Genomic DNA, 26,653 nt, shown 5'->3' with positions numbered 1-26,653 from the left:
AGTAGTTTATGGCAGAGCAGTTTTCTGCCAGCTCGGGGCGCCGCTCTCTCTTTCGGGGGTGGCGCCTCGGCGTTTTAATCCTCGCCCTCGCCGCCGTGATCGCGATCATTGTGCGGGCGACCATCATTGACTTCGTTTATGTGAGTTCCGGTTCCATGGAACCCACGCTGGGTGTCGATGACAGGATTTCCGTCAACCGGCTGGCCTATCAATCCGAACCCATTCAACGCGGCGACGTGGTGGTCTTCGATGGCCGCGGTTCCATGCTTTCCTACGGAGATTCAAATCTGGTTCTGGACTTTCTTCAATCCGTCCGACTCGCCGGCGATGACACGCTCTTCGTCAAGCGCGTGATTGGTGTGGGTGGGGACCGTGTTAGCTGTTGCGGCACTGACGGAAAACTGACCCTCAACGGTGAGCCGCTGACCGAGGACTATCTTTATCCAGACGATGCGCCCAGTGAGCAGAAGTTTGACGTGATTGTTCCCGAGGGCCGCATCTGGGTCATGGGCGATCACCGCTCTATTTCCGAGGACTCCCGCGCACTCTTGGGACGTCCCGGTGGCGGCATGATTGACGTGGACCGCGTGATTGGCAGAGTGGACCGCATCATTTTGCCGTGGGAACGCGCAGGACATGTTGCCTCGCTTCCGATGTCCGCCACTTCGCGAGAGCTCGTAGATGACCAAGCCCATGGTTGAGAGCGCGGCGCGGGTTCCTGAAGAGAACGCTTCTGCCGAAAAACGAGCCCAACGTCCCGCATGGCAATCAGCGCTGCGTGAGATTCTCATCATTCTGGCGGTTGCCGTGGTGTTGGCGTTCCTCATGAAAACCTTCGTATTCCGCACCTTCTACATTCCAAGCGAATCCATGGAGCCTACACTTCAGGTCAGTGATCGCGTTGCCGTGGCGATTATTGGATTCGATCCGGTGCAACTGAACCGGGGTGACGTCGTCGTATTCCGGGATGATCAACAGTGGTTGCCCGCGATACCGGAGCAGACCGATTCAGCAGTGACGAACGCCCTGCAGTTCGTGGGTCTTGCCTCTGAGGATCCTCATCAATACCTTGTGAAGCGGGTTATTGGGCTGCCCGGAGATCGCGTAAGCCACGACGGCGGCGCCGGTCCCATCATGGTGAACGGCGAGGCGCTCACCGAACCGTATCTACCCGAGGCACTGTGGCCATCACAAGTAGCCTTTGACGTCATTGTTCCCGCAGGAAAACTGTGGGTCATGGGCGATAACCGGTCCGATTCCGCCGACTCACGCTTCCACACGGACGTCAATGGCGGCTTCGTTGACGCTACCTCAGTGGTGGGACGCGCGAACGTCGTGTTCTGGCCGGTCGAGCGCTGGGGAGTACCCGCATGAGCACCGTGAGCAAGCCGTCACTTCGTGTAGAACGCGCGTGGGGACGTGAAGGAATCGACCTCGTCATTGGCTGCGACGAAGTGGGCCGCGGCGCCATTGCGGGCCCGGTCAGCGTTGGGATGGTCGCAATCCACCCGCTGCGGGCCACCGCCCTGACTGGCGTACGTGACAGCAAGCTCATGACGCGACCGCAGCGCGAGGAGATGTACGAGAAGGTGAGGCGCTGGGGCGTTGCCTCCGGCGTCGGTAGCGTGAGCGCCCGCGACGTGGACGAGCTCGGCATCATGGAAGCCCTGCGTCGAGCCGGACTTCAAGCGCTACAGGCGATGAGCGCCGACCTAGAACTTGCAGAACTGATTTCGAGCGGTCGCTTGCGAATTCTGTTGGACGGCAGTTTCAATTGGCTCACCTCAGGTAAGCATCAAGACTCACTTTTTGACGTTTTAGCGGACGACGACGCCGGCTCGCGTCCCGATGCCTGGTTGCGGGAGCTGGGGCTAGCGGTGGAGGACCTCGACGTTCAGGTGCGTCCCAAAGCAGACCGCGACTGTACTTCGGTGGCGGCGGCGAGTGTGCTCGCCAAAGTGGAGCGAGACGCCTACATGCGTGAGCTAGCGACCGCCCATCCGGAGTATGGTTGGGAGTCGAATGTTGGGTACGGAAGTAGCGGGCACTACGCGGGAATCGAAGAATTCGGCGTGACGGAATTTCACCGGGTGACTTGGCTCAAAGGCGTCACGAAAACTCTCAAGGAGGACTCATGAGTGCGGAAGATCTCGAAAACTATGAGACGGATATGGAGCTTCAGCTCTACCGCGAGTACAAAGACGTCGTCAATCTCTTCACCTACGTGGTGGAGACCGAACGTCGGTTTTATCTGGCGAACTCCGTGGATCTCCAGGCGCGGTCAGCGGACGGCGAAGTCTATTTTGACCTGACGTTGCAGGACGCCTGGGTATGGGACGTGTACCGGACCGCGCGATTCGTGAAGAACGTCCGTGTGATCACGTTCAAGGACGTCAACGTGGAAGAAATCTCCAAGAATGATGAATTGACGTTGCCTAAAGATGGAAGCTTGGGGAACTAGGTGAGTTAGACAAAACTCGCACGCGTTTCACCCACAAGGGATCATTGCACTCGGTGCGGCGGTCCCTTTTCCACATTCTGGCTCCATGGCGCTCGTGCCGGTGTGTGAAGCGTGAATCCTGTAGGGGAGACCTTGCAGGAGGGCACATGGGACATAACCAAATTTTGGGGGCGGACGGCGAAGAGCTGGTGCGCGACTTCGTGGAGCAGCGCGGAATGCACGTGCTGGACAGAAACTGGCGTTGCGCTCAGGGGGAGCTGGACCTCGTGGCGGAGGACGTCGGGTATCTGGTGGCAATTGAAGTCAAGACCCGTTCGGGCGTCGGTTACGGGCACCCCGCCGAGGCGGTCAACCGTACCAAAATTGCGCGGCTGAATCGGCTTCTTCGGGCCTGGGCGCTGGAACATTCACGACCCTTTTCTCGTCAGCGTATCGACGTCGCAGCTGTCACCATGAAACCTTCCGCCCCACCCAGCGTGGACTATTACTCCGGAGTGACACTGTGAGCCTCGGGAGGAGTTTGTCGGTGTCTCTGGTGGGGCTCGAAGGCTATGTGATCGAGGTTCAAGCTGACGTCGGCGGGGGATTACCGGCTTTTGTTCTTTTGGGTTTGCCGGATGCTTCGCTGACCGAGAGCCGGGACCGGGTTCGTTCTGCGGCCCGAAACATTGGATTACCGCTGTCGCCTCGGCGACTCACTGTGAATCTCATGCCCGCGGCACTGCCCAAACGCGGCACGGCGTTCGATGTACCGATCCTTTTGAGTGCGCTCATGGCGGATAACGTCTTGACGGTTCCGCCAGACATTGTCTTTCTGGGGGAGCTCACCTTAGACGGTTTTCTCCGTCCTGTTCCAGGCGTTCTCCCTGCCGTCGTAGCAGCACAAGCGTCTGGCATCCGCAAGTTCGCGGTACCCGCCGAAAATCTGGCCGAAGCTCAACTAGCAGGTGACGTTGATGTTCGAGGATTTCAGCACGTGTGCGAGCTCCTCACTGCTTTGGGGGTCGATCCGCAGGGACTGACCTTTCCGAACCTCTCAGTCCGTGAGCATTCTTTGGGCTCTGCAGCGGGAACCGATGGGACGGTGGCGGTCGACGAAAGTTCCGTGGCGCCTGATCTCGCTGATGTTGACGGTCAAGCCCACGCGAAGTTCGCCCTGCAAGTGGCAGCTGCTGGTGCTCATCACTTGATGATGGTAGGGGCACCAGGATCCGGTAAAACCATGATTGCTGAACGACTGCCCACTATCTTGCCGGATCTGGACCTCACAGAATCCCTAGAATCAACGTCCATTCATTCGTTATCCATGGGCGGCAAGCCCATCCAGAAGCTCATCACTCGGCCGCCGTTCGTGAGTCCGCATCATTCGGCAAGCATGGCGGCCATGGTTGGTGGCGGTTCCGGTATCCCGCGGCCGGGCGCTATTTCCAAAGCTCACCGGGGCGTCCTCTTTTTGGATGAGGCCCCAGAGTTTCAGACCAAAACCCTCGATGCGCTGCGGCAACCGCTCGAGCAGGGAAAACTCACCATCCATCGAGCCACCGGAGCGGCCGAGTATCCGGCACGGTTCCAATTGGTTTTGGCGGCCAATCCTTGTCCATGTGGACTCTTCTCTGGAACGGGTTCCGACTGTACGTGTCGTCCAGACGCCAGGCGACGCTACTTTGCTCGGCTCTCCGGTCCGCTGCTGGACCGCATCGACATCCGCGTTGACGTACAACCGCAGACTCGCGCCCAGCAAGTTGTCGGAGCACGTACGGAGCGAATCACCTCGGCGCAAACCCGAGAACGAGTGCAGACCGCACGGCTTGCTCAGGCGGAGCGGTGGGCATCGCTGGGAATCTCGACTAACGCGGAAGTACCCGGAAGTCTGCTTCGCGGAGCATTTGCCGTGGGATCTCGTCAGCGCCGTCCGCTGGACAGGGCCTCCGACCAAGGGAAGATTTCCGGCCGAGGATATGACCGCGTTCTACGAATCGCCTGGACACTGTGCGACCTCGATGGAACCACTTCTCCGGATGAAGACCACATCCACCAAGCCCTCACACTTCGACAAGGAATGACACTATGACCGAATCACGCCCGGAACAGGCTGCCGGCATGGAACACGGCGCTCAACCACGGTTGCCCCTCTCGCTCATGGATCGTGCATCTGTAGAGGTTGAGCAGGCCATTGCTGAACGAGACATAAGCGGATCGTTTATGAGAATCGGCACAGGTCCGCAGATTGAAGTGAGCAGGCACGCGGAGATGATCGCAGCTGCAGGCATGTCTCGACTCGCAGAACCCGGGGATGTGCACGCTCGTGCGCTCATTGAAGTTCTTGGGCTGTGTGATGCCTACGAATTCGTCTCCGGATCACCAGCACTTGTAGACGCGAATCTGCAACAGGCGGTGAGTGAACTGCTGGAATCATGGAGAATCAAACCTGGCAAACGCCATCTCGCGGATGCAGTGTCTGGGTGGCGGGCCCGAGTTAACCATGACGCTGTCCTTGATTCCGTGCGCCAGATCAACCGATTGGGAGGCGGGGTGCTCACTTCCCATCATCAAGGGTGGCCCACCCAACTCAGTGATCTGGGGATGATGGCGCCCTTCTGTTTGTGGTGGAGAGGCTCTTTAGAACCACATGAATGGCCTCTTCGAAAATCCATGGTGAGCGTTGTCGGATCGCGTGACGCCTCAGCCTACGGGAACTCCGTGGCCATTGATCTGGGAAGCGGAATCGCGGACAAAGGACTGACCGTGATCTCCGGTGGAGCCTACGGAATTGACGCCATGGCGCATCGCGGCGCACTGACCGTCGATGACCAGAACTTTCGGATGCCCACCATGGCCGTTATGGCTGGCGGTCTCGACAGGTTCTATCCGGTGGGCAACAGCGATCTGCTCCAAGAGATTTGTGCGCGAGGTGTTCTTCTCTCAGAGACTCCGCCGGGAACTGCGCCAACGCGTTGGCGCTTTTTGCAACGGAACCGGATCATTGCAGCCTTGAGTGAATCCACTGTGGTGGTGGAAGCTCGATGGCGGTCCGGGGCGCTCTCCACCGCCCACCATGCAGTTGAACTGGGACGTTCGCTTGGAGCAGTCCCTGGGCCCGTTACTGCAGCCACTTCCCAAGGAACGCTCAAGCTGATTAAAGAAGGTGCCGAGCTGATAAGGGATGCTCAGGATGTGGCGCTGCTGATGGGACACCATGACGGCTATTTGCCTACCGAGACGGACCTGCCGTTCATGAAGAGCGAGTCGCGTGCTCACGATCAGCTCAGCGCAAACGATCTCATGCTTCTAGACGCACTGCCAGTTCGCGGTTGGGCCGACGTCGATAGCTTGAGCGTTGCCTCCGGTCTTAACGTTGGCGCGGTGCTGTCCGGGCTCTCGCGCTTCAACGGACAGGGCCTGGCGGAATCCAAGAACGGACTGTGGCGCAAAAGGGCATCCCCAAGCAACCGAACCCCAAGTGCCTGAAAGTGCACTCCTTGAACCGGAACCACGAGGAATGGCCACTAGAGTGAAAACGTGAGTGCAGTCAACCAGCAGTGGCGAGATGGATTTGAGCGATTCCTAGCGCTGGAGCGCAACGTGAGTCCCAATACCGTGCGCGCCTATCTGGGTGACGTGCGGAATCTCCAAACTTTCTTGACCTCAATGGGTGTCGAGGACTTCGGCGAAACCACTCTTTCGCACCTGAGGACTTGGTTGGCAGCTCAGCAAAGTTCCGGCGTTTCCCGAACCACACTGGCACGACGTCAATCCTCCATTCGCCGACTCTTTGCATGGGCAAAACGAGAAGGTTTCATTTCTCTGGATCCATCCTTGCGACTGCAGTCTCCGAAGCTGGAGAAGAAACTTCCGCCAGTCCTTCGCAATGATCAAATGTCGCGGCTCATCCAACCAACCCAGAACTCCTCTGGTGACGCATCGGAAGGACAACCGAAGGTAGGTGAGTCGGCGGAGTCCCAATTGGAACAGTCCGTCCACTCACGGGATCAGGCCATGATCGAGTTGCTCTATGCCACCGGCATTCGTGTGGGGGAGCTGGTAGGCATTGATGTGGATGACTTGGACCTCGAACGGTGCGTCGTGCGAGTTACCGGCAAGGGAGACAAGCAACGCACGGTTCCCTTCGGCCTTCCGGCACGGGATGCCCTCGGCGAGTGGCTGGACCGCGGTCGACGAAATATTCGTGCCAATGCCCAAGACTCTGCGCCGGCGACCACAAGTGATGCAAGAGCTGCGCTGTTCTTGGGAAAACGCGGCGCCCGAATCAACCAGCGGCAAGTCAGAGACGTTGTATCGCAACGCCTCGAAAAACTCGGCGACACTTCGGCACGCGGACCGCACGTTCTTCGACACACGGCAGCCACGCACCTCCTCGACGGAGGTGCAGATTTGCGCGCCGTTCAAGAAATTCTGGGACATAGCTCGCTGGCAACTACTCAGCTGTATACCCACGTGTCTATTGATCGCCTCCGGGAGAGCTTCGCTCGGGCCCATCCGCGCTCCTAACCCTTGGAACTGCAACCGGAAGTTACCGACTAATTGACATCAACTACCGCTTGGAGAGAAAGAGATTCATCAATCGAAAAGTCGGTTGGTGATTTTTCTCATCTTCAGGCACAATGATTGTTAGGTCATTCAGACTTTTCTTAGAACAGTGGTCGTAGGGGAAGACGCACCACCGGTTCACAGGAGGAAAGATGAGTGACGTCAAGACTAGGGGAGTGCTGTTTATTCACTCTGCCCCTACTGCGCTATGTCCACATATTGAATGGGCCATTGGCTCGATCACTGAGCAGCGCACACAATTGTCTTGGTCCCCACAACCAGCCGAGCCCGGCTCTTTCCGTGCCGAAGTGGGGTGGACCGGTCCTCAAGGAACAGGCGCCGTACTGGCATCCACGCTGCGCGGCTGGGCACAGCTTCGCTATGAAGTGACCGAAGAGCCAAGCCTCGGCGTAGACGGTAGCCGATGGTCGCACACCCCTGAGTTGGGAATCTTCCACGGCACCACGGACGCGGCCGGAAACATCATGGTGAGCGAAGATCGCATCCGTTATGCCTACGAATCAGGCGCCGGACAACCAGCCGTGGTGTATCAAGAGCTTTCACTGGCATTGGGCGAGGCCTGGGACGAAGAACTCGAGCCGTTCCGCCATGCAGCAGACGGCGCTCCCGTCCGTTGGCTCCACCGCGTCGGCTAGTAGCTCCATCTCTTAGTGGCATTTACTCTCGGTGTAATGCCCACTGGTCGATCAGCCAATCAGGACTGTGAACCCCTAGTTGGCTGATCACCTAGGTGTCTGGGTGCGCGAAAGCGTTTGAGGAAGGCCCAGACCAACAGCAAAGGGAGGGTTTCTCATCCATTTCTGGACGAGAAACCCTCCCTTTGAGGTTTCTAGATTTACTTCGTGTAGCTGCGAATGGCGACGACGGCGTTGTGGCCGCCGAAGCCGAACGAGTTGTTCAGCGCAACGATCTCACCTTCTGGCAAATCCGTGGGGCTAGTCACGACCTTGAGGGGGATCTTTGGATCCTGGTTCTCAAGGTTGATGGTCAGAGGCGCCTTGCGGTGGTACACGGCCAGCGTGGTGAGGACAGATTCAACCGCGCCCGAGGCTCCCAAGAGGTGGCCCATCTGCGACTTTGTTGCCGACACCCAAACATCCTCGAGGTGATCGCCAAGAGCGGTCTTCAAAGCGGTGTATTCCGGAACGTCACCCACTGGGGTGGAGGTAGCGTGGGCGTTGACGTGGACGACGTCCGTCGGAACAATTCCGCCGTCTTCCATTGCTGCACGAAGCGCACGCGTTGCACCAAGGCCTTCTGGGTCAGGCGCGGTGATGTGGTGAGCGTCGGAGGTGATTCCTGCACCGGCGAGCTCCGCGTAAATGCGGGCGCCACGGGCAAGAGCGTGCTCTTCGGATTCAAGAACAATGGCGCCAGCGCCTTCGCCCATGACAAAGCCATCGCGGTCGATGTCATAAGGGCGTGAAGCGCGTTCGGGTTCGTCATTGCGCTTGGACAGTGCTTGCATGGCAGCAAAAGAAGCCATCGGCATAGGGTGAATAGCAGCTTCAGCGCCACCAACCACCACAACATCAGCCTTACCTTGACGGATAAGTTCAAGGCCCTGAGCCATTGCTTCCGTACCGGAGGCGCAAGCTGACACTGGTGTGCGTGCGGATCCGCGAGCTCCCAGGTCAAGGCTCACAGCAGCGGCCGGGCCGTTAGGCATCAACATGGGAACGGTCATTGGCATCACGCGTCGCGGACCGCGTTCCCGCAGGGTGTCCCACCCATCGAGCAAGGTCCACACGCCACCAATGCCAGTGGCGAAGGATACCGCGAATCGGTCGTGATCAATGGCGTCCGTATCGATGCCGGAGTCCTTCCACGCTTCACGGGCTGCGATGACCGCGAATTGGGTGGACGGGTCCATACGTTTCATTTCAACGCGGGACAAGAAGTCTGCTGCAGGAGCGGCTGCCTTAGCCGCGATGCTGACAGGAAGCTCGTACTTTTCAACCCACTCGTCCGTGAGCTTGCGGACACCCGACGTACCTTTGAGCGAGTTTTCCCACGTGGTGGGTGCGTCGCTTCCAATGGGCGTGAAGGCCCCGAGTCCGGTAATGACCACCTTGCGTGTCATGGATAAGTCTCCGTTGTGTGGATTGGCTGCTCGAACCAGCGCTCAAGCGTCTTTGGGGAGTGGGGTAGAAGTCTAGGTAGTGAACGTGTGGTGTGGAGCAACGGGCAGTCGCTTCCACACCACACGATCTAGCGGCGAACGTAGTGGTTCGCTACAAACTCAGAGAAGACTTAGGCGTCCTGTGCCTTCGAGATGAAGTCAACAGCGTCGCCAACGGTCTTGAGGTTCTTGACTTCCTCGTCCGGGATCTTCACGCCGAACTTGTCTTCTGCGTTCACGACGATGGTCATCATGGAGATGGAGTCGATGTCAAGGTCCTCGGTGAAGGACTTCTCGAGCTGAACGTCCGAGGTCTCAAGACCGGTTTCTTCGTTGACGATCTCTGCGAGGCCGGCCAAGATTTCTTCGTTGCTTGCCATGTGTGCTCCTTTTCTGGTGCCGGTTACCCGGCTTTCGTGGGCCGGAAAACCGGCACGTTCTCCAACCGCTTTTTGCGGAGTGGACAGTGTTGGTGGACTTAGCTCAGTACTGCGAGCAGTACTAGGGCAAGACCACCACTTGAGCGCCAAAAACGAGTCCGGCGCCAAAACCAATTTGAAGTGCGAGTTCTCCTGAAAGCTCAGGGTTCTCCTTCAACACTCGGTGCATCGCCAATGGAATCGACGCTGCGGAGGTATTACCAGACTCGGCGATATCGCGAGCAACTACAACCGTTTCTGGGATCTTGAGCTGCTTGACCATTTCGTCGATGATGCGCATGTTGGCCTGGTGAGGCAAGAAAGCGGCGAGATCGTCGGAGGTGATGCCGGCGTCGTCGAGGGCCTTCTTAGCCACCTTCGCCATTTCCCAGACTGCCCAGCGGAAGACGGAAGGTCCGTCCTGGCGCAGGGTTGGCCAGAGCTTCTCGGTACCTTCGGCAGCAATAGCCTTTTCGCCTGGGTTGGCTTCCGCAGCCAGGGCCAAAGTGCGCAGATCCAACAATGAGTTGGTCATGCTGATGGTGTCCCACTTTTCGCCTTCGGAGCCCCACACCGACGGGGAAATGCCGGGGACCTCTGACTTGCCGATGACTACAGCGCCGGCGCCGTCGCCGAGCAAGAAGGAGATGGTGCGTTCGGTGGAGTCGATGAAATCACTGAGCTTCTCAACCCCCACAACGAGGACGTATTCAGCCATGCCGGAGCGAACCAAAGCATCTGCCTGAGCCACGCCGTAACAGTAACCGGCACACGCAGCTGAGATATCAAACGCTGGGGCTGGGGAAGCGCCAATGCGTCCTGAGAGTGCAGCTGCTGCGGAGGGGGTAGCAAACGGGAACGTCACAGTGGAAACAATGACTGCACCCAGCTGGGAAGCCTCAATTCCAGCATTCGCGAGAGCTTCGCGAGCGGCACCCTCAGCCATATCAAGAACCGAAGTTTCCGCATCCGCACGCTGACGGGTGATGATGCCCGTGCGTTGGCGGATCCACTCGTCAGAAGAGTCGATAGCCTCTACGAGATCGTCGTTGGTGACGAGGTTGCTGGGCCGGAAAGCACCCACGGAGAGGATCCGTGCATGCTTGTTAGGGGTCAGCTGATTAAGAGTTGCGGTCACTCTAAACTTCTTTCTCTGATGGTGCGGTGTGTTCCGCCGCAAAGGCCCGTGCGGCCTCTAAGTCTTCAGGGCTCTTTACGGCGAGGGAGGCAACACCCTTCATGCCGCGCTTCGCGAGTCCTACGAGCGTTCCTGCAGGAGGAAGCTCAATAATTCCGGTCACTCCCTGAGCAAGCAGCGTCTCCATGCACGCGTCCCAGCGGACCGGGCGGGAGACCTGAGCGACGAGGGACGCAAGGTTAGCGCTGCCGCTCGCAACGGGTTGTCCGTCAAAGTTGCTCAGCAACACTGAACGGGGATCGGCGGGGGAGAGCGATGCCGAAAGGTCTTCCAAGACCGTCACGGCCGGAGCCATGTGCGAGGTGTGGAACGCGCCAGCAACCTTCAGCGGGATCACTCGGGCTCGCTCCGGTGGCTCATCGGTGAGTCGTTCAAGCTGTTCCAACGTTCCGGCGGCAACAATCTGCCCGCCACCATTGGCATTAGCGGGGGTTAGCCGCAAGGAATCGAGGCGCGCACGCACTGCGGCTTCGTCGCCACCCAAGACGGCGCTCATTCCCGTGGGGACGGCGGCGGCGGCTTTAGCCATGGCGTTGGCCCGTTCACGCACAAATACGACGGCGTCTGCTTCCGTGAGTGCCCCGGAGATGGCTGAGGCGGTAATTTCGCCAACGCTGTGTCCTGCGAAAATCGCGGAATCGAGGACCGAGGAATCTTCGCCAAAGAGGGCGCGGGCGGCGACCAGACCGGCAGCGACAATGAGTGGCTGAGCAACGGCGGTGTCCTTGATGGTCTCTTCATCGGCTTCAGTGCCGAGGTGAATGAGATCCTTGCCCACCACTTCTGAGAGGGCTTCAAGGTGTTCCCGTACGCCGGGTACCTCGAGCCATGGCTGGAGAAAACCGGGAACCTGAGACCCCTGTCCGGGGCAAACAATCGCGAGCACCATTTCACCTTCTCAAAAGATTGAGCCAACACACGTGTCCTGCGGACACCAAGCTCTCAAATACAGTTTGTAGCTTACCTACAATTTCAGTCTATTCCCGATACGCCAGTTCTCATTCTTTCAAGACGGCTAATCGGCCTGCCGTGAGAGCGCAATGAAGGACAAAGGCGTCACGCGGAATGAGGGGGTCCCAGCTTGTGATATCCAGCACGCGCTTGAGTCGGTACCGGACGGTGTTGGTGTGAATGAACAGTTCGCGTGAAGTTGCTTCGAGGGAATGCCCCAGCTCCAGGTACGCGGCTAGGGTTTCGATGAGTCCATTTCCGGCCTTCTGGAGCGGCTGATACACGGCTTCAACCAGTGCGGTACGTGCCGTGGCATCCCCGTTCATGAGTCGTTCTGGCCACAAATCGGTGGAGGACACCGGTCGCGGAGCTTCTGGCCACGCGTGGGCAGCCGCGAGGGCCGCAAGTGCGCCCTGGGCGGACTTGGTCGCGTCCTGTAAAGACTGAGCAATAGTGCTGTGCACCACCGGGCCCGGGCCAAAGTAGGCGGCCAAGCGAACGTAAGCTGCGGCGTCGTTCACTCCGCCAAGAAGTAAAATGAGCCGGTCCCCTTGAATGCCCACCAAGCAATCTTTGACGTGGCGAGTGGCCGCGCGGCGCACCTCGCTCACGAAGCTTGCCCCCGGATTCTCCGGCGTATTGCCGATCATCACCAAAATATTTGACTGTGATTTCCAGCCAATGGCGGAGATGCGTGAGCGCAGAGAATCCGGATCTTCACCCCGCATGATCGCGTCCACCACAAGGGCTTCCAAGCGAGAATCCCAGGCGCCACGGGACTCGGCGGCGCGAGCGTACACGTCAGCGGTGGCGAAGGCGACCTCGCGAGAGTAAATCAAGACCGCTTCTCGCAAGAGCGGCTGCTCTGCGTTGGGGGCCAAGTGCGGAACTTGCCGTTCCACGACGTCCACGATGGCGCGGATCAGCTGAAGCGCCATCTGCAGACTAATCGAGCGAGTGAGTTCGGTGGGGGCAGCACCGAAGACGTCGTTGACCACCCACTGCGGAGCGCTGGGGGACTCTAGCCAGGAGACAAAACTGGAGATACCTTGCTGCGCCACGAGCCCCAGGGCCGAACGCTCCTCGGGACGCAAACCGCGGTACCACGGGAGCGACTGATCCATTTGCTTCAACGCCACGGTGGATAGCTGTCCCAGATTGGCGCGGACACGAGCGATCGTTTCGCGGCTGGCGTTAGGGGCTGGATTCACAGCCGAGCCTGCTCTCTCAGAGGTGCGAGCAGGTGGCCGGGTGGAAGTCATACTTCCCAAGGATACGGACGCGAGCGCCCGATACAAATTTGTGGGAAGTCTACAAAGAAGGGGCGGAACCAACCGAAGTTGATTCCGCCCCTTTCAGGTGCCTTACTGGGCTATCCCCGGACCAAGCATTGTGCGAATTAAGCGTCGCCGCCAGCGTTTCCGCTGGTGCCAGCGTTGACGTTGTTCAAGTCGTACTTTTCGAACGCCCTCTGTGCAAGGCTCGCATCGACTTCGCCGCGACGGCCCAGCATCTGGAGCGTCTTGACGACCATCGAGTGTGCGTCGATCTTGTAGTAGCGACGAGCTGCGGCACGGGTATCGGCGAAACCGAACTCGTCAGCACCCAAGGTTGCCCACTCGTTCGGAACGAACTGGCGAACAGAGTCCGGAAGCGCGGTGACGTAGTCGGTGGAGGCGACGATCGGTCCTGTTGCTCCAGCGAGCTGCTGAGCGATGAACGGAACGCGCGGTTCCTGACCAAGGTTGGTCAGTGCCTCGCGTTCGGCTTCAACACCGTCGCGGCGCAATTCAGTCCAGCTGGTCACGGACCAAACGTCAGCGGAGACACCCCACTCATCGGCGAGGATCTGCTGTGCTTCCATGGCCCAAGGAACAGCAACGCCGGAAGCCAGAAGCTGGGCGCGCGGTCCATCGATCTTCGCTGGTGCCAAGAGGTAAATACCCTTGAGCAAGCCCTCGACGTCAAGCTCTTCAGGCTGTGCAGGCTGCAGAATCGGCTCGTTGTACACGGTGATGTAGTACATGACGTTCGGATCAGGGTGGTTTCCACCGTACATACGCTCGAGGCCGTCACGCATGATGTGACCGATCTCGTAACCGTAGGCAGGGTCATAGGTGACCACGGCAGGGTTCGTGAGCGCGAGCAATGGAGAGTGTCCGTCGGCGTGCTGCAAACCTTCACCCGTCAACGTGGTGCGGCCGGCGGTAGCGCCCACCAAGAAACCACGAGCCATCTGGTCACCGGCAGCCCAAATGGAATCGCCGGTGCGCTGGAAGCCGAACATCGAGTAGAAGATGTAGATCGGGATCAACGGTTCGCCGTGCGTCGAGTAGCTCGTCGCAGCGGCAATGAAAGCGGCCATAGAGCCAGCTTCGTTGATGCCAGCGTGAAGGATCTGGCCCTGTGGGGATTCCTTGTAAGCAAGAACCAACTCACGGTCAACCGAGGTGTAGTTCTGGCCCTTCGGGTTGTAGATCTTCGCGGTCGGGAAGAAGGAGTCCATACCGAAAGTACGGGCCTCATCCGGGATGACCGGAACAATACGCTTGCCGAATTCCTTGTCGCGCATCAGATCCTTGAGCAAACGCACAAAGGCCATGGTGGTAGCGGCCTGCTGCTTGCCAGAACCGCGCTTCGCGACCTCGTACGCCTTGTCACCAGACAACGCGAGCTGCGTGTGGCGATCGCGTCGCTCAGGGACGAATCCACCAAGAGCGTGGCGGCGGGTCATCATGTATTGAATCTCCGGTGCGTCCATGCCTGGGTGGTAGTACGGCGGCAAGTATGGGTTCGCTTCGAGCTGCTCATCCGTGATGGGGATACGCAAGTGATCGCGGAACTGCTTGAGGTCGTTGAGGGTCAACTTCTTCATCTGGTGGGTCGCGTTGCGGCCCTCGAAGTGCGCGCCTAGGCCGTAGCCCTTGACCGTGTGGGCCAAGATCACCGTGGGCTGACCCTTGTGCTCCGTAGCCTGCTTGTAAGCGGCGTAAACCTTCTTGTAGTCGTGGCCACCACGCTTGAGGTTCCAGATCTCTTCATCCGTCATATCCGCGACCATTTCCTTGGTCTTTGGATTCTTGCCGAAGAAGTGCTCGCGCACGAAAGCGCCGGATTCAGCCTTGTAGGTCTGGTAGTCGCCATCCGGGGTCTGGTTCATGATGTCAACGAGCGCGCCGTCTTCATCCTTCTCCAGAAGGGCATCCCACTCGCGGCCCCAGACAACCTTGATGACGTTCCAGCCGGCACCGCGGAAGAACGCTTCAAGTTCCTGCATGATCTTGCCATTGCCACGCACCGGGCCATCAAGGCGCTGGAGGTTGCAGTTGATCACGAAGTTGAGGTTGTCCAGCTTTTCGTTTGCAGCGAGCTGGAGCAGACCGCGAGATTCTGGCTCATCCATTTCGCCGTCACCCAAGAACGCCCAGACCTGCTGGTCAGAGGTGTCCTTAATTCCGCGGTTCTGCAGGTAGCGGTTGTTCTGCGCCTGGTAGATGGCGTCCATCGGGCCAAGACCCATGGAAACGGTGGGGAACTGCCAGAACTCCGGCATGGCACGTGGGTGCGGGTAGGACGGCATGCCGTTCTTCTTGGACTTTTCCTGACGGAAAGCGTCCAAGTCATCTTCGCCCAAACGGCCTTCGAGGAAAGCGCGAGCGTACATACCGGGGGAGGCGTGGCCCTGGAAGAAGATCTGGTCGCCGCCACCTGGGTGGTCCTGACCGCGGAAGAAGTGGTTGAAGCCAACTTCGTACAGGGTTGCTGCACCTGCATAGGTAGAAATGTGACCGCCCACGGAGATCTCCGGGCGCTGCGCACGGTGCACCATGACGGCAGCGTTCCAGCGAATGAAAGCGCGGTAGCGTCGCTCAAACTGCTCATTACCCGGGAAGGAAGGCTCTTGATCAACCGGGATGGTGTTGACGTAGTCAGTGGTAGTCACCATTGGTACGCCGACGCTCTTGGCGCCAGCACGCTGGAGCAGCGAGCGGATGATGTACTGAGCACGTTCGGTGCCCTGCGTCTCGACGAGCGAGTCGAATGACTCAACCCATTCTGACGTCTCTTCCGGATCGACGTCCTTGAACTGGGCTGTCAATCCGCTTCGGATGTCAGAGATCTGTGGTTCTTCGTTAGCCACGCTGAATTCTCCTTGGTACGGGTAATCGTGGAGGTCACGTTATTTGCTACCTATGGGCGCAAAGATGCGTTGGTTTCATACTCTAGTCTCACGGACGAACTATCGTTGAGGAAATGCTTCCTTATCTTGTGAAATAGGACACTGATCATTACTTGAAGTTGTCCACTATGACCGCGTTTCGCTTGATAAGGGAAGAAAATGGGTATTGGCTTGGTACTAATACTCACGAAAGCTAAGGAGATGTTGTGGGCGACGCCGAGAGCGCGCAGGAAAACGTTGCGTCAAAGTTGGGCTTTAAGTCCGGGGACTTGGTGCAAGAACTGGGTTATGACGACGACGTAGATTTTGACCTGCGCGACGATGTTGAAGACATCATCGAATCGGAGCTTCTCACGGAAGAAGATCACGAAGTCGCCGACGCTGTCATCTTGTGGTGGCGTGCCGAGGATGGAGACCTCATTGACGGTCTTGTTGACTCGCAAACGTCCTTGGATGAAGGCGGCGCTATCTGGTTGCTGACTCCTAAGCCAGGACGCGAGGGACATGTTCCGCCCGCGGACATCTTGGAAGCGGCACCCACGTCAGGCCTTCACGTTACGAAGACTGAGGGCGTTTCCCGCGAATGGGCGGCAACTCGCTTGGTATCTCGCAGGAAGAACTAGCTGGGAACGAAAAAGGAGCCACCGAAGTGGCTCCTCATCGTGGGTCCTACCGGGATCGAACCGATGACATCCACGGTGTAAACGTGGCGCTCTACCAGCTGAGCTAAAGACCCGTCTCGCACATTTCTTAGCGCGACGAGTCACAACTATACAAACAAAAAAGGAAAATCGCGAATGCTTGCAAACATCGGTGTCACAGGTCTTGCTGTGATGGGTGCCAACTTGGCTCGAAATTTCGCTCGAAGTGGCTACACCGTTGCTATTCACAATCGTTCGGTTGAAAAGACTGACGCCCTTCTTGAAGCACATGGCGATGAGGGTAATTTTGTTCGCACGGAGAGCCTGGAACAGCTAGTTTCCAGCCTAGAAAAGCCTCGCCGCGTGCTGATCATGGTCAAGGCAGGTGCACCTGTTGACTCTGTGATTGACCAGTTGGTCCCGCTTTTGGATGAAGGCGACATCGTTATCGACGCCGGAAATTCCCACTTCGATGACACCCGCCGACGTGAGGCATCTCTCGCTGAAAAGGGTCTTCACTTTGTGGGTGTAGGCGTGTCGGGCGGTGAAGAGGGCGCCCTTTTGGGCCCCTCGATCATGCCGGGCGGCTCCCGTGAGTCCTATGACGCGCTGGGCCCGATGCTCGAGAAGATTTCTGCGAAGTACGACGGCGAACCGTGCTGCCGTTGGGTGGGCACCGATGGCGCTGGACACTTTGTCAAGATGGTGCACAACGGTATTGAGTACGCGGACATGCAGGTGATCGGCGAAGCGTTCGACCTGCTTCGTCACGCCGCTGGAATTGAACCAGGCGAACAGGCCGCCATTTTCGAAGAGTGGAACAAGACGGAGCTGTCCTCTTACCTCATTGAAATCACCGCTGAAGTTCTGGCCCAGGTGGATAGCAAGACTGGTAAGCCACTTGTTGATGTCATTGTTGACTCCGCTGGACAGAAGGGTACGGGTCGCTGGACCGTTATTTCAGCGCTTGAACTTGGTTCACCCGTTTCTGGCATCGCTGAGTCTGTTTTTGCTCGCGGCTTGTCCTCGCAGCGTGACCAGCGTCCAGTAGCCCAGGGCGTTCTGGCTGCCGGCACCGAGGAACTGGGACAGTTGCCAGCGGACTTAGTGGAGGACGTTCGCCAGGCACTGTTCGCTTCTAAGCTCGTGGGCTATGCGCAGGGACTGGACATGCTCAGCTCCGCAGCGGGCCACTACAACTGGGATCTCAAGTTGGACGAGATCGCTTCTTTGTGGCGTGCCGGTTGCATCATCCGTGCTCGACTCTTGGACGAGATCATGAAGGCCTACGACGGGGGAGAAGCACCAAAGAACCTCCTGTTCGCACCCACCTTCTCTCGGGTCATTGCTGACGCCGTGCCAGCGTGGCGCCGCGTCGTATCCACCGCGGTACGTTTGGGAATCCCCGTACCGGTGTTTGCGTCGTCGTTGTCCTACTACGACGGACTGCGCCGTGACCGCCTGCCAGCAGCGCTCACGCAGGGCTTGCGTGACTACTTCGGTGCTCACACCTACCAGCGCGTGGACATCGAGGGTACATTCCACACCTTGTGGAGCGGCGACAAGACCGAAATCGAAGCCGTAGACACGCACTAAGCGTCTCAGCTCGGTTAAACAAAAGATCCGGGTGGTCAGCACATTTAGTGCTTGACCACCCGGATCTTTGTCGTAAGAACCTTAGATCCACATTGCAGGATCGATGTACTCGGCCGGATCAACAGCAGGCTTGCGTTCGTTCTCAAGCCGTGGACGGTTGACCGCAGGAATACCGGTCACGATCGAGTTCTGAGGAGCGTCCTTCACCACTACGGCGTTAGCGCCCACAGCGGAGTCAGCGCCGATGGTGATGGGCCCCAAAATCTTCGCTCCAGCACCTACCACCACGCGATCTTCCAAGGTGGGGTGTCGCTTGGTTTTAGCCAAAGAGCGCCCGCCCAAAGTGACACCGTGATACAGCATGACGTCATCGCCAATCTCAGCAGTCTCGCCAATGACCACGCCCATGCCGTGATCAATAAAGAAACGTTTGCCAATGGTGGCGCCGGGGTGGATCTCGATGCCGGTCAAGAACCGTGCGAACTGCGAGATCAAGCGCGCCGGGAACTTGAGCTCTTCGCGTTGCCACATGGCGTGGGTGACGCGGTGAGCCCAGATGGCGTGCAAACCGGAATAGGCGAGGAAGTTCTCAAGGTCGCCGCGAGCAGCGGGATCGTGCGCTCGGGCGGCTTCGAGATCTTCTTTGAGACGAGTAATGAAAGACATTGCTTCCTTGCGAGGTAGTGATTAGCCGCGGATGTCGTCGTACAGAACCGTGGAGATGTAGCGTTCGCCGAAGTCAGGAACCACAGCAACAATCAGCTTGTCACGGTTCTCTTCGCGCTTAGCCACTTCCAGGGCGGCCCATACGGCAGCACCCGAAGAGATGCCGCCGAGGATACCTTCCTGAACACCCAGCTGACGAGCAACTGCTACGGAGTCCTCAAGGGTAGCGTCCAGCACTTCGTCGTAGATGTTCTGGTCAAGGATTTCAGGGATGAAGTTTGCACCCAAGCCCTGAATCTTGTGTGGGCCTGGCTTGCCGCCGTTGAGGATGGGGGAATCCTTTGGCTCAACTGCGATGACCTGAACGCTTGGCTTGAGTTCCTTCAAGAGGCTGCCGGCGCCCGTGATGGTTCCGCCGGTGCCGATTCCAGCTACCAGGATGTCAACTTCACCGTCGGTGTCGTCCCAGATTTCCTGGCCCGTGGTGGCGCGGTGAATGGCTGGGTTTGCCTCGTTGGCGAACTGACGTGCCCAGATGGCGTTGTCGGTGGTGGCGACGATTTCCTTCGCGCGCTCAACGGCGCCACGCATGCCGTCAGCACCCGGGGTCAAGACAATCTCGGCGCCGAAAGCGCGAAGCATGACGCGACGCTCGGTGGACATGGTCTCTGGCATGGTCAAGATGACCTTGTAACCGCGAGCTGCGCCCACCATGGCCAAGGCAATGCCGGTGTTGCCGGAGGTACCTTCAACGATGGTTCCGCCGGGCTTGAGTTCGCCGGACTTCTCAGCGGCGTCAACAATGGCAACGCCGATGCGGTCCTTGACCGAGTTTGCTGGGTTGTAGAACTCGAGCTTCACGGCGATGTTGCCGGGAAGGCCTTCGGAAATGCGGTTGAGTCGCACCAACGGTGTGCGGCCCACAACCTCAGCGATGTTGTTGTAAATCTTGCCCATAGGGACATCCTCCAATGTTCTGAATCAACTGGCCAGCAGGAAAACTAGGTGGAAAGCAAGCGTGCACGACCTAAGACGGCACGAGGGAACACTTCTTAGCTCATAGCCTATCTGCGTCCGCTCTGCTCCATGCGAGCTCGCGCCACGTAAAGTAACGTCGCGCTAGCTAGTGACGACGCGCTCTTGAATCCACGGTGCGAATTGCTGGCGTGCCTTGGCGAGCTTGGGATCAATAATGACCTGGCAATAGCCTTGCCCGGGCTGCTTAGCGTAGAAGTCTTGATGCACAGACTCTGCCACGTAGAAGGGCGCCACGGCTTCGATGGTGGTGACGATCGGATCTGACCACAGCTCTTGCGTGCGAGCAATGGCGCGCTCAAAATCCGCCTTCTGGACATCATCAAGTGGGAACATCGCGGAACGATACTGCGTGCCCACGTCATAGCCCTGACGATTCAACGTGGTGGGGTTATGCATCGTGAAAAACATGTCCAGAATGACGTCGCGCGGGACTACGCCCGGGTCAAATTGCACCGCGACAGCCTCAGCGTGACCGGTAGTTCCGGTGCAGACGGCACGATAATCCGGGTTGTCGAAGTGCCCGCCGGTGTAGCCGGAAACTACCTCGGTTACTCCGCGAACCTTTCGGTACAACGCGTCTAGGCACCAAAAACAGCCGCCTGCCAATAGATAGGTCTCTAGTTCAGGGGTTTTTGTTTCTTCTTCTGTAGCCACAATCAGTACAAGTCAAAGTCGCGCCAAAAGATTCCTGAAACTCTGGACTACCTTAAACGTATGACTTCCCCAGCCAACATCACGCCCAATTTGCAGCAGATCATGGATGGCATTGAGCAGTTGTGGCCTGCGTCTTTGGCAGAGTCCTGGGATGCGGTGGGATTGGTGGCCGGACGGCCAGATCAGGAAATCCGAAAGATCATCTGGGTGGTGGATCCTTCGCTTCCGGTGGTGGAGGACGCGGTGCAGCGCGGAGCGGATCTGATCATTTCCCACCATCCGCTCATGCTGAAACCGGTCAACGGTGTCTCGGCGCTGACCCCGAAGGGCCGTGTCATTCATACGTTGATCGAGAATCAGTGCGCGCTGTTGACCGCCCATACGAATGGCGACTCCGCGGTGGGTGGCGTGAGCGATGTCCTCGCGGACATTCTGGGGCTTGAGGAGTGCGTTCCTCTCACGCAGGCTACCGGCGGGCTGCCGGAGGAGGGAATTGGTCGGGTGGGGTATCTGGTCAGTCCGACGACACTGGGTGACTTCGCGGGGAAAGTTTACGGAATACTCCCGAAAGTTGCCGGAGGAGTCCGAGTGTCAGGCCCTCGGGACGCGATCGTCAGCCGCGTAGCGATCTGCGGCGGCGCTGGCGATTCATTGTTCGACGCCGTGCGCTCCGCTAACGCCGATGTCTATGTGACCGCTGATTTGCGTCATCATCCAGCGCTTGAGGCCAAAGAAGCCACTCTTGACGGGCGTCCCTACCTCGTGGATGTTTCACACTTCGCCAGTGAGTGGATGTGGTTGCCCGCAGCAGCGCAATCTCTCATCAACTACGCCGAGGACTCCGGATGGGATGTGGAGATCATGGTCAGCAACGTGAACTCCGATCCGTGGGATTTCTGCCTGAACGGCTAGAGGTCACTGTTGGGTGGACATCCAAGTCTTCTGCCGGGGTAGTGAACCGGACTAGTGTGGAGAAAGATCCTTGTGAAGGGGGCACCATGGGTACAGCACCCGTTGAAGACCAGTTCAAACTTCTAGAGCTCCAGCAGTTGGACACCGTTTTGGATGTTTCGAAGCGAACGTTCGAACAGACGGTGAAGCACCCGGACTTGGCCGCCGCCCGGAACGCTGTGAAAGGTGCAACGCAGCGCCACGAAGAAGCCCTGGCCCGCGCCGAAGAGATTCGCACACAAGAAGAGTCCATTGAGCGCGAGATATCCACGGTCCAACAGCGGATCGAGAAGGACCAGCGAGCTTTAGATTCGGGCAAGGGAAGTGCATCGACACTCACCAACCTTCAGCATGAGATTCAGACGTTGCACGCCAAGAAGGCTGATCTCGAAAGCCAAGAGATCGAGATCATGGGCACCTCCGAAGAACACCAAAGTGAGCTCGAGGCTGCGCAGCAAGAGGTGGATTCCGCGCAAGCGAAGTTGCAAGATACGGAAACGAGCCTTCGCGCAGTGCTGGCCGAAGTACAGTCCAAGGCGCGCGTAGCCCAAGAGGAACGTCAACGTCTGGCAGCCAGCATCGCGCCAGCGCTCGTGGCGCAGTATGACAAGATTCGTGCTCGCAACGGGGGAGTTGGCGTGGCTCGGCTTGTGAAGGGAATGTCCGAAGGTAGCGGCATGAAACTCGCTGCCGGAGACCTTGCTGAGATCAAGGCCGCCCGCCCAGAGGAGGTTGTTTTGTGCCCTGATTCCGGCGTTATTTTGGTGCGCTCGGAGGAGTGGAACTAACTCTTGTTCTCTGTCGAGGCGGCCGGCAACACAATGTGAATTTTGTGTTCACTGGTGGCGGTTGCAGGTTCCAACATGGAATCGGGCCACACGGTTTTGACGAGCGAGAGAAGCTCGGCCGGGGTGGACGGCTCCTTTCTGCGCGTGGTCGCTAGGTGCCGTACAAGTTCTCCTCGGGTGAGTTTGGCGGCGTGCGTGATGACCTTCAGTGCACCGTTGTGCCACTGTTTGACGTGGATGCTGACGGTGTTCTCGAGTGGCGCTTTCCACGCTGCGGCGTAGGTGCTGGAACGGCAATCGATGATCAATTCGCCCTTCGCGCGCTCGTTGAGTGGTTCCAGCAAGGCGGCTCGCCAATAGCGCGAGAGGGTGCCTAAGCTGCCCAAATTGGTCCCCATGGAGAGCCGGTAGGCGGGGATGCGGTCGCCGAAACCCACAGCACCCCACAGCGCGGATATGACGACGACGGAGCTCACCACCCGTTCTTTGGCTTTGGGTCCCAGCGTGCTGACGCCCAGCGCGTCATATAAGACGCCGTCGTAAATGTTGTAGGCCGGGGCGGCGGGAGCGGTATGCAGCTCCAGGTTGCGGCTCACTTCTTCTGAAAGGGAAGCGCCCACTCCAAGGAGCTTGAGAGCTTCTGGGTGGGATGAAACTTCGTGCAGTTCTTCAAGTACCCGATGCCTTGCTTCTGCCAGAACAGGGAATGACAGCTCGTTCATCTCGAACGGTTCACCGGTTTGGGCGGGCTTTTTGGTTTCGGAGGGAGGAATCAGAATCAGCACTGAGCTAGCTTAAGGGTGAACTGCCGTAAACTGGATGGTCGGATGGGTTGAGTGGACGGTCGCGTGTCGGAAACGACCCGAGGAACGTCCGGGCTCCACAGGACAGGGTGGTGGGTAACGCCCACTCGAGGTAACTCGCAGGAAAGTGCCACAGAAAACAAACCGCCGTTTCGGTAAGGGTGAAAAGGTGGTGTAAGAGACCACCAGCAGTTTGGGTGACCAGATTGGCTAGGTAAACCCCACTTGGAGCAAGGTCAGAAAGGTTGCATTCGAGGGCTGTCCGCCCGAGTAACCAGGTAGACCGCTTGAGGTTGTCGGCAACGGCAATCCTAGATGGATGATCGTCACGGCTTCGGCCGTACAGAACCCGGCGTACAGCTCAACCCATCCACACACCGTGCCCAGGAGTCCCTGCCGCGCGAGTGTGACTAATCATGCAGTGACTTCTTTATCACGCACGCCTTCCAGTTGCCTATGATGAAGGTGGGCAATCAACCGGTATCCATCGGCTTGAGCCCACCGTATGTGCAAAGGTGCTTTCACGGTGCCAACCGGGTTACCCCCGGCTGAAATGGAAGGATTGCCAATGACAGAGCAGTCTGCAGCTGCCCTCGCTGAGTGGAGCGGGCGCGAGCAAAGCGCCGAAGAGATGATTCCAGTAATCGGACGTCTCTACCGCAATAACAATGTCGTGACCTCGCTGTATGGTCGCAAGCTCATCAACAAATCCGCGATCGACATCTTGAAGGCGCACCGCGCCGCTCGTCGCGTGGACAACGTGGAGCTTCCCATCGCTGACACGCTGGCCTTGCTTGAAGGCATTGAAAAGTTGGACGTGGGAGCGGCTTCGGTCGACTTGGCACGTTTGAACAAGAAGTTCAAGGAGTCGGGTCAGGCTGACCTCGACGCTTTCTTGGCTACCGAATTTGCTGACGTAGCCGGCAAGCACGGTGCTCACGAAGCTGAGCCTGCTGACGTGGTTCTTTACGGCTTTGGTCGCATCGGCCGCCTGTTGGCCCGCATCCTGATTGAACGCGGCGGCTACGGATTGCGTTTGCGCGCTGTTGTAGTGCGCAAGGGATCCGATGATGACCTAGTCAAGCGCGCTTCCTTGCTGCGCCGCGACTCGATCCACGGACCTTTCGAAGGCTCCATCACGGTGGACACCGAGAACAACACCATCTTGGCCAACGGCACGCTGATCCAGTTCATCTACTCGAACGATCCAGCCTCCGTTGATTACACCGAGTACGGCATCAAGGACGCGATCGTCGTTGATAATACGGGTAAGTGGCGCGACGCCGAAGGTCTCGGCCAGCACCTCAAGGCCAAGGGCGTCTCTCGCGTTCTCTTGACCGCACCTGGCAAGGGCGACGTCAAGAACATCGTTCACGGTGTCAACGACTCTGACATCACCGACGCTGACACCATCCTCTCCGCAGCATCCTGCACCACCAACGCCATCACTCCAGTTCTGAAGGTTCTGAACGATGAGTTTGGCGTGCAGCACGGACACGTTGAGACGGTTCACTCGTTCACGAACGACCAGAACTTGATTGACAACTTCCACAAGGGCAGCCGTCGTGGCCGCTCCGCAGCGCTGAACATGGTGATCACGGAGACCGGCGCAGCCAAGGCTGTCGCAAAGGCTCTCCCCGAGTTCGCTGGCAAGCTCACGGGTAACGCGATCCGCGTACCAACCCCGGACGTCTCGATGGCGATCTTGAACTTGAACTTGGAGAAGGACGTCACCAAGGAAGAGCTCAACGAGTACCTTCGCACTTCTTCGTTGACCAGCAACTTGCACCGCCAGATCGACTACATCGATTCACCTGAAGTGGTTTCCACTGACTTCGTTGGATCACGTCGCGCAGGCATTGTGGATGGTCTAGCAACCATCGCAAGCGGCAAGAACGCCGTGGTTTACGTGTGGTACGACAACGAGTTTGGCTACTCTTGCCAGGTTGTTCGTGTTGTCGAGACGATGGCCGGAACAAACGCTCCAAGCTACCCTAAGGCCTAGTAGCTAGTTCTAAGCCCGGTTTAGCATCGGGGGGAGCGCCCAGCGCCACCCTAACGAAGAAGTCCTCCCCCAGCCTGAACGGCTGGGGGAGGACTTCTTCTTGTTTACGCGGGAATTAGTGCCCGAAAGGATCTGGGTCCACTCCTGGCATCCAGGTGTTACCGGGAACGCCCCATTCAAGCTTTTTCTTGGCCTTCGTCCAGCGGCGGTTCCACGGACTCACCAAACGGTCCACGTAGAGCGTGCTGTTGAGGTGGTCGAATTCGTGCTGCATCACGCGAGCAAACCAGCCGGTAGCCTCGAAATCGATCTCGTTACCGTCGCCGTCAAAGCCTTGCACGCGAGCGTACTCAGCACGCTTGAGGGGGAAACCTAGGCCGGGAACGGAGAGGCAGCCTTCTTCCTCGTCCTCTGGATCTGGCGCGGCCCCGGAAACCTTTGAGAGCGTCAATACCGGGTTCACCAGAACGCCACGAGGGGGCACTCCGTCCTCGTTGTCAAAGAGGTAGGTAAAGATGCGCAGTCCCACGCCAATCTGAGGAGCGGCAAGACCCACGCCATTAGAGGCGTCCATGGTTTCGTGCATATCGGCGATCAGGGAACGCAGCTCATCATCGAAGTGCGTTACTTCCTGAGCGCGCGTGTGCAACACGGGTTCACCATAAATACAGATGGGGCGAATACTCATGAAAAAGATCCTATCGACGCTTCCGTGACATGCCACTGACTCTGGGGAAACACAAAAGGTGGGAGGCTATTGCCTCCCACCTTCATACTGGGGTGAGTAACGGGGGTTGAACCCGCGACCTCCTGGACCACAACCAGGCGCTCTGCCAACTGAGCTATACCCACCATGGCTCATTTTGAGCCGTTTCTCAGCGTGAATTTTTACCTTCATCTGCGTGAGCAACAGAGAATATCTTACACAGAATTTTCCGAAAATTCTAAACGAGGGTCCTCCGTGGCTGAGATCTCCGTCACCAACCCAAGCTGCGTCGTCGTACTAGCAGCAAAAATTGCTACTGAGCCGGCACCATCACGGCGCTACGGTAGTACGCCAATTCGGCAATGGAATCCTGAATATCGCCCAGCGCACGGTGACCACCAGTCTTCTCCGGGGAAGCCGCGTACTGCGCTGGGTACCAGCGGCGGGCGAGTTCCTTGATGGTGGAGACGTCAACAATTCGGTAGTGCAAGTGATCGGTCACGGCTGGCATATCGCGCGTCAAGAACAACTTGTCCTGACCCACCGAGTTACCAGCAAGGGGAGCGGTGCGCGGTTCCGGAACCCATTCCTTGATGTACGCCAGAACCTGCTCCGTTGCGGCCTCCATGGTGATGCCGTTCTCCAGCTCGTCCAAGAGCCCAGACGTGGTGTGCATAGTGCGCACGAAGTCATCCATACCCTCGAGAGCTTCAGGGGCAGGCTTGATCACCACGTCGACGCCCTCACCCATCACATTCAATTCTGAATCCGTGACCAAGACGGCCACCTCAATCAGTGCATCGCGCTCGGCACTCAAGCCGGTCATTTCGCAATCGATCCATACAAGCATTTCTGAAGAATTGGCCATGCTGACAATTTACAGGCACCAAGAGCGGCGCCGCGTT

Annotated in this window: 26 protein-coding genes, 2 tRNA genes and 1 other RNA gene; 15 read left to right on the top strand and 14 right to left on the bottom strand. The window is 58.3% G+C overall.

Features of this window, described 5'->3' with window-relative positions; genetic code table 11:
• The first annotated feature begins 8 nt into the window (after nt 1-8).
• The 9 genes from lepB (HD598_RS03965) (at nt 9) to HD598_RS03925 (ending at nt 7,665) form a co-directional block, all read left to right on the top strand.
• Nucleotides 9-701 carry a signal peptidase I gene (gene lepB / locus HD598_RS03965; RefSeq protein WP_183663976.1) on the top strand — a complete coding sequence of 231 codons (693 nt, stop codon included), beginning with the start codon at nt 9-11 and terminating at the stop codon, nt 699-701.
• Nucleotides 682-1,374: a signal peptidase I gene (lepB, locus tag HD598_RS03960; protein ID WP_260170483.1), complete on the top strand. Its 693-nt coding sequence runs from the start codon at nt 682-684 to the stop codon at nt 1,372-1,374. The genes lepB (HD598_RS03965) and lepB (HD598_RS03960) overlap by 20 nt, the downstream gene beginning before the upstream one ends.
• Nucleotides 1,371-2,138 (top strand): ribonuclease HII, encoded by a 768-nt coding sequence (locus tag HD598_RS03955; RefSeq protein ID WP_183663974.1) that lies wholly within the window; start codon nt 1,371-1,373, stop codon nt 2,136-2,138. The genes lepB (HD598_RS03960) and HD598_RS03955 overlap by 4 nt, the downstream gene beginning before the upstream one ends.
• Nucleotides 2,135-2,461, top strand: a complete 327-nt coding sequence (locus tag HD598_RS03950) for a DUF2469 domain-containing protein (RefSeq protein WP_071893443.1) — start codon at nt 2,135-2,137, stop codon at nt 2,459-2,461. Before HD598_RS03955 ends, HD598_RS03950 begins: the two co-directional genes overlap by 4 nt.
• 146 nt (nt 2,462-2,607) lie before the next feature.
• On the top strand, nt 2,608-2,967 hold the full coding sequence (locus HD598_RS03945) for a YraN family protein (RefSeq protein WP_183663972.1): 360 nt from the start codon (nt 2,608-2,610) through the stop codon (nt 2,965-2,967).
• A complete protein-coding gene (locus HD598_RS03940) occupies nt 2,964-4,532 on the top strand; it encodes a YifB family Mg chelatase-like AAA ATPase (RefSeq protein ID WP_183663970.1) in 1,569 nt (522 codons plus the stop codon). Before HD598_RS03945 ends, HD598_RS03940 begins: the two co-directional genes overlap by 4 nt.
• Nucleotides 4,529-5,929: a DNA-processing protein DprA gene (gene dprA / locus HD598_RS03935; RefSeq protein WP_183663968.1), complete on the top strand. Its 1,401-nt coding sequence runs from the start codon at nt 4,529-4,531 to the stop codon at nt 5,927-5,929. Before HD598_RS03940 ends, dprA begins: the two co-directional genes overlap by 4 nt.
• A gap of 51 nt (nt 5,930-5,980) precedes the next feature.
• Entirely contained in the window at nt 5,981-6,970 is a 990-nt protein-coding gene (locus HD598_RS03930) for a tyrosine recombinase XerC (protein ID WP_183663966.1), read from the top strand.
• Between the two features lie 191 nt (nt 6,971-7,161).
• A complete protein-coding gene (locus HD598_RS03925) occupies nt 7,162-7,665 on the top strand; it encodes a DUF3145 domain-containing protein (RefSeq protein ID WP_071893447.1) in 504 nt (167 codons plus the stop codon).
• Between the two features lie 200 nt (nt 7,666-7,865).
• Here the strand turns inward: HD598_RS03925 and fabF are convergent, their stop codons facing one another.
• The 6 genes from fabF to aceE all read right to left on the bottom strand — a co-directional run bounded on the left by fabF (nt 7,866) and on the right by aceE (nt 15,861).
• On the bottom strand, nt 7,866-9,113 hold the full coding sequence (fabF, locus tag HD598_RS03920; protein WP_183663963.1) for a beta-ketoacyl-ACP synthase II: 1,248 nt from the start codon (nt 9,111-9,113) through the stop codon (nt 7,866-7,868).
• A 170-nt stretch (nt 9,114-9,283) separates the two neighbouring features.
• Complete coding sequence (locus HD598_RS03915) at nt 9,284-9,532, bottom strand: acyl carrier protein (RefSeq protein WP_071893449.1); 249 nt, start codon at nt 9,530-9,532, stop codon at nt 9,284-9,286.
• A gap of 121 nt (nt 9,533-9,653) precedes the next feature.
• The gene (locus HD598_RS03910) at nt 9,654-10,709 is read right to left on the bottom strand and encodes a beta-ketoacyl-ACP synthase III (protein ID WP_183663961.1); all 1,056 of its coding nucleotides are present in this window, start codon (nt 10,707-10,709) and stop codon (nt 9,654-9,656) included.
• Between the two features lies 1 nt (nt 10,710).
• Entirely contained in the window at nt 10,711-11,655 is a 945-nt protein-coding gene (locus HD598_RS03905; RefSeq protein WP_183666564.1) for an ACP S-malonyltransferase, read from the bottom strand.
• A 112-nt stretch (nt 11,656-11,767) separates the two neighbouring features.
• On the bottom strand, nt 11,768-12,982 hold the full coding sequence (locus tag HD598_RS03900; RefSeq protein ID WP_183663959.1) for a PucR family transcriptional regulator: 1,215 nt from the start codon (nt 12,980-12,982) through the stop codon (nt 11,768-11,770).
• Nucleotides 12,983-13,119: 137 nt separating this feature from the next.
• Nucleotides 13,120-15,861, bottom strand: coding sequence for a pyruvate dehydrogenase (acetyl-transferring), homodimeric type (gene aceE / locus HD598_RS03895; RefSeq protein ID WP_183663956.1), 2,742 nt, complete (start codon nt 15,859-15,861; stop codon nt 13,120-13,122).
• 245 nt (nt 15,862-16,106) lie between these two features.
• Between aceE and HD598_RS03890 the strand changes: the two genes are divergently transcribed.
• A complete protein-coding gene (locus tag HD598_RS03890) occupies nt 16,107-16,523 on the top strand; it encodes a DUF3052 domain-containing protein (RefSeq protein ID WP_071893453.1) in 417 nt (138 codons plus the stop codon).
• Nucleotides 16,524-16,563: 40 nt separating this feature from the next.
• Here the strand turns inward: HD598_RS03890 and HD598_RS03885 are convergent.
• Nucleotides 16,564-16,636: transfer RNA gene (locus HD598_RS03885), tRNA-Val, on the bottom strand.
• A gap of 61 nt (nt 16,637-16,697) precedes the next feature.
• Between HD598_RS03885 and gndA the strand changes: the two genes are divergently transcribed.
• Nucleotides 16,698-18,137 (top strand): NADP-dependent phosphogluconate dehydrogenase, encoded by a 1,440-nt coding sequence (gene gndA / locus HD598_RS03880; RefSeq protein ID WP_183663955.1) that lies wholly within the window; start codon nt 16,698-16,700, stop codon nt 18,135-18,137.
• An 81-nt stretch (nt 18,138-18,218) separates the two neighbouring features.
• On the opposite strand, the gene epsC is transcribed toward gndA, so the two are convergent.
• From epsC to msrA, 3 genes are all read right to left on the bottom strand, one after another.
• Nucleotides 18,219-18,803 (bottom strand): serine O-acetyltransferase EpsC, encoded by a 585-nt coding sequence (gene epsC, locus HD598_RS03875; protein ID WP_071893455.1) that lies wholly within the window; start codon nt 18,801-18,803, stop codon nt 18,219-18,221.
• 21 nt (nt 18,804-18,824) lie between these two features.
• On the bottom strand, nt 18,825-19,760 hold the full coding sequence (cysK, locus tag HD598_RS03870) for a cysteine synthase A (RefSeq protein ID WP_071893456.1): 936 nt from the start codon (nt 19,758-19,760) through the stop codon (nt 18,825-18,827).
• Nucleotides 19,761-19,922: 162 nt separating this feature from the next.
• Complete coding sequence (msrA, locus tag HD598_RS03865; protein ID WP_311538942.1) at nt 19,923-20,495, bottom strand: peptide-methionine (S)-S-oxide reductase MsrA; 573 nt, start codon at nt 20,493-20,495, stop codon at nt 19,923-19,925.
• 60 nt (nt 20,496-20,555) lie between these two features.
• On the opposite strand from msrA, the gene HD598_RS03860 reads away from it, so the two are divergent.
• Nucleotides 20,556-21,407, top strand: coding sequence for a Nif3-like dinuclear metal center hexameric protein (locus tag HD598_RS03860; RefSeq protein ID WP_183663953.1), 852 nt, complete (start codon nt 20,556-20,558; stop codon nt 21,405-21,407).
• A gap of 86 nt (nt 21,408-21,493) precedes the next feature.
• Nucleotides 21,494-22,234 (top strand): zinc ribbon domain-containing protein, encoded by a 741-nt coding sequence (locus HD598_RS03855; protein ID WP_183663946.1) that lies wholly within the window; start codon nt 21,494-21,496, stop codon nt 22,232-22,234.
• On the opposite strand, the gene HD598_RS03850 is transcribed toward HD598_RS03855, so the two are convergent.
• Nucleotides 22,231-23,019: a YaaA family protein gene (locus HD598_RS03850; RefSeq protein ID WP_183663944.1), complete on the bottom strand. Its 789-nt coding sequence runs from the start codon at nt 23,017-23,019 to the stop codon at nt 22,231-22,233. The genes HD598_RS03855 and HD598_RS03850 overlap by 4 nt on opposite strands.
• A gap of 43 nt (nt 23,020-23,062) precedes the next feature.
• Between HD598_RS03850 and rnpB the strand changes: the two genes are divergently transcribed.
• Nucleotides 23,063-23,410: RNase P RNA component class A (gene rnpB / locus HD598_RS03845), an RNA gene on the top strand.
• A gap of 195 nt (nt 23,411-23,605) precedes the next feature.
• Nucleotides 23,606-25,042 (top strand): glyceraldehyde-3-phosphate dehydrogenase, encoded by a 1,437-nt coding sequence (locus HD598_RS03840; protein WP_183663942.1) that lies wholly within the window; start codon nt 23,606-23,608, stop codon nt 25,040-25,042.
• A 115-nt stretch (nt 25,043-25,157) separates the two neighbouring features.
• Here the strand turns inward: HD598_RS03840 and def are convergent, their stop codons facing one another.
• The 3 genes from def to orn all read right to left on the bottom strand — a co-directional run bounded on the left by def (nt 25,158) and on the right by orn (nt 26,616).
• Nucleotides 25,158-25,730 carry a peptide deformylase gene (gene def, locus HD598_RS03835; RefSeq protein WP_183663941.1) on the bottom strand — a complete coding sequence of 191 codons (573 nt, stop codon included), beginning with the start codon at nt 25,728-25,730 and terminating at the stop codon, nt 25,158-25,160.
• Nucleotides 25,731-25,818: 88 nt separating this feature from the next.
• Nucleotides 25,819-25,894, bottom strand: a tRNA-His gene (locus HD598_RS03830).
• 167 nt (nt 25,895-26,061) lie between these two features.
• Entirely contained in the window at nt 26,062-26,616 is a 555-nt protein-coding gene (orn, locus tag HD598_RS03825) for an oligoribonuclease (protein WP_183663939.1), read from the bottom strand.
• Between the last annotated feature and the right edge of the window lie 37 nt (nt 26,617-26,653).

The sequence above is a fragment of the Neomicrococcus aestuarii genome, assembly GCF_014201135.1.
Classification (GTDB): Bacteria; Actinomycetota; Actinomycetes; order Actinomycetales; family Micrococcaceae; genus Neomicrococcus; species Neomicrococcus aestuarii.
The sequence above is the reverse complement of the archived record's forward strand: the minus strand, read 5'-3'. Positions and strand labels throughout refer to the sequence as shown.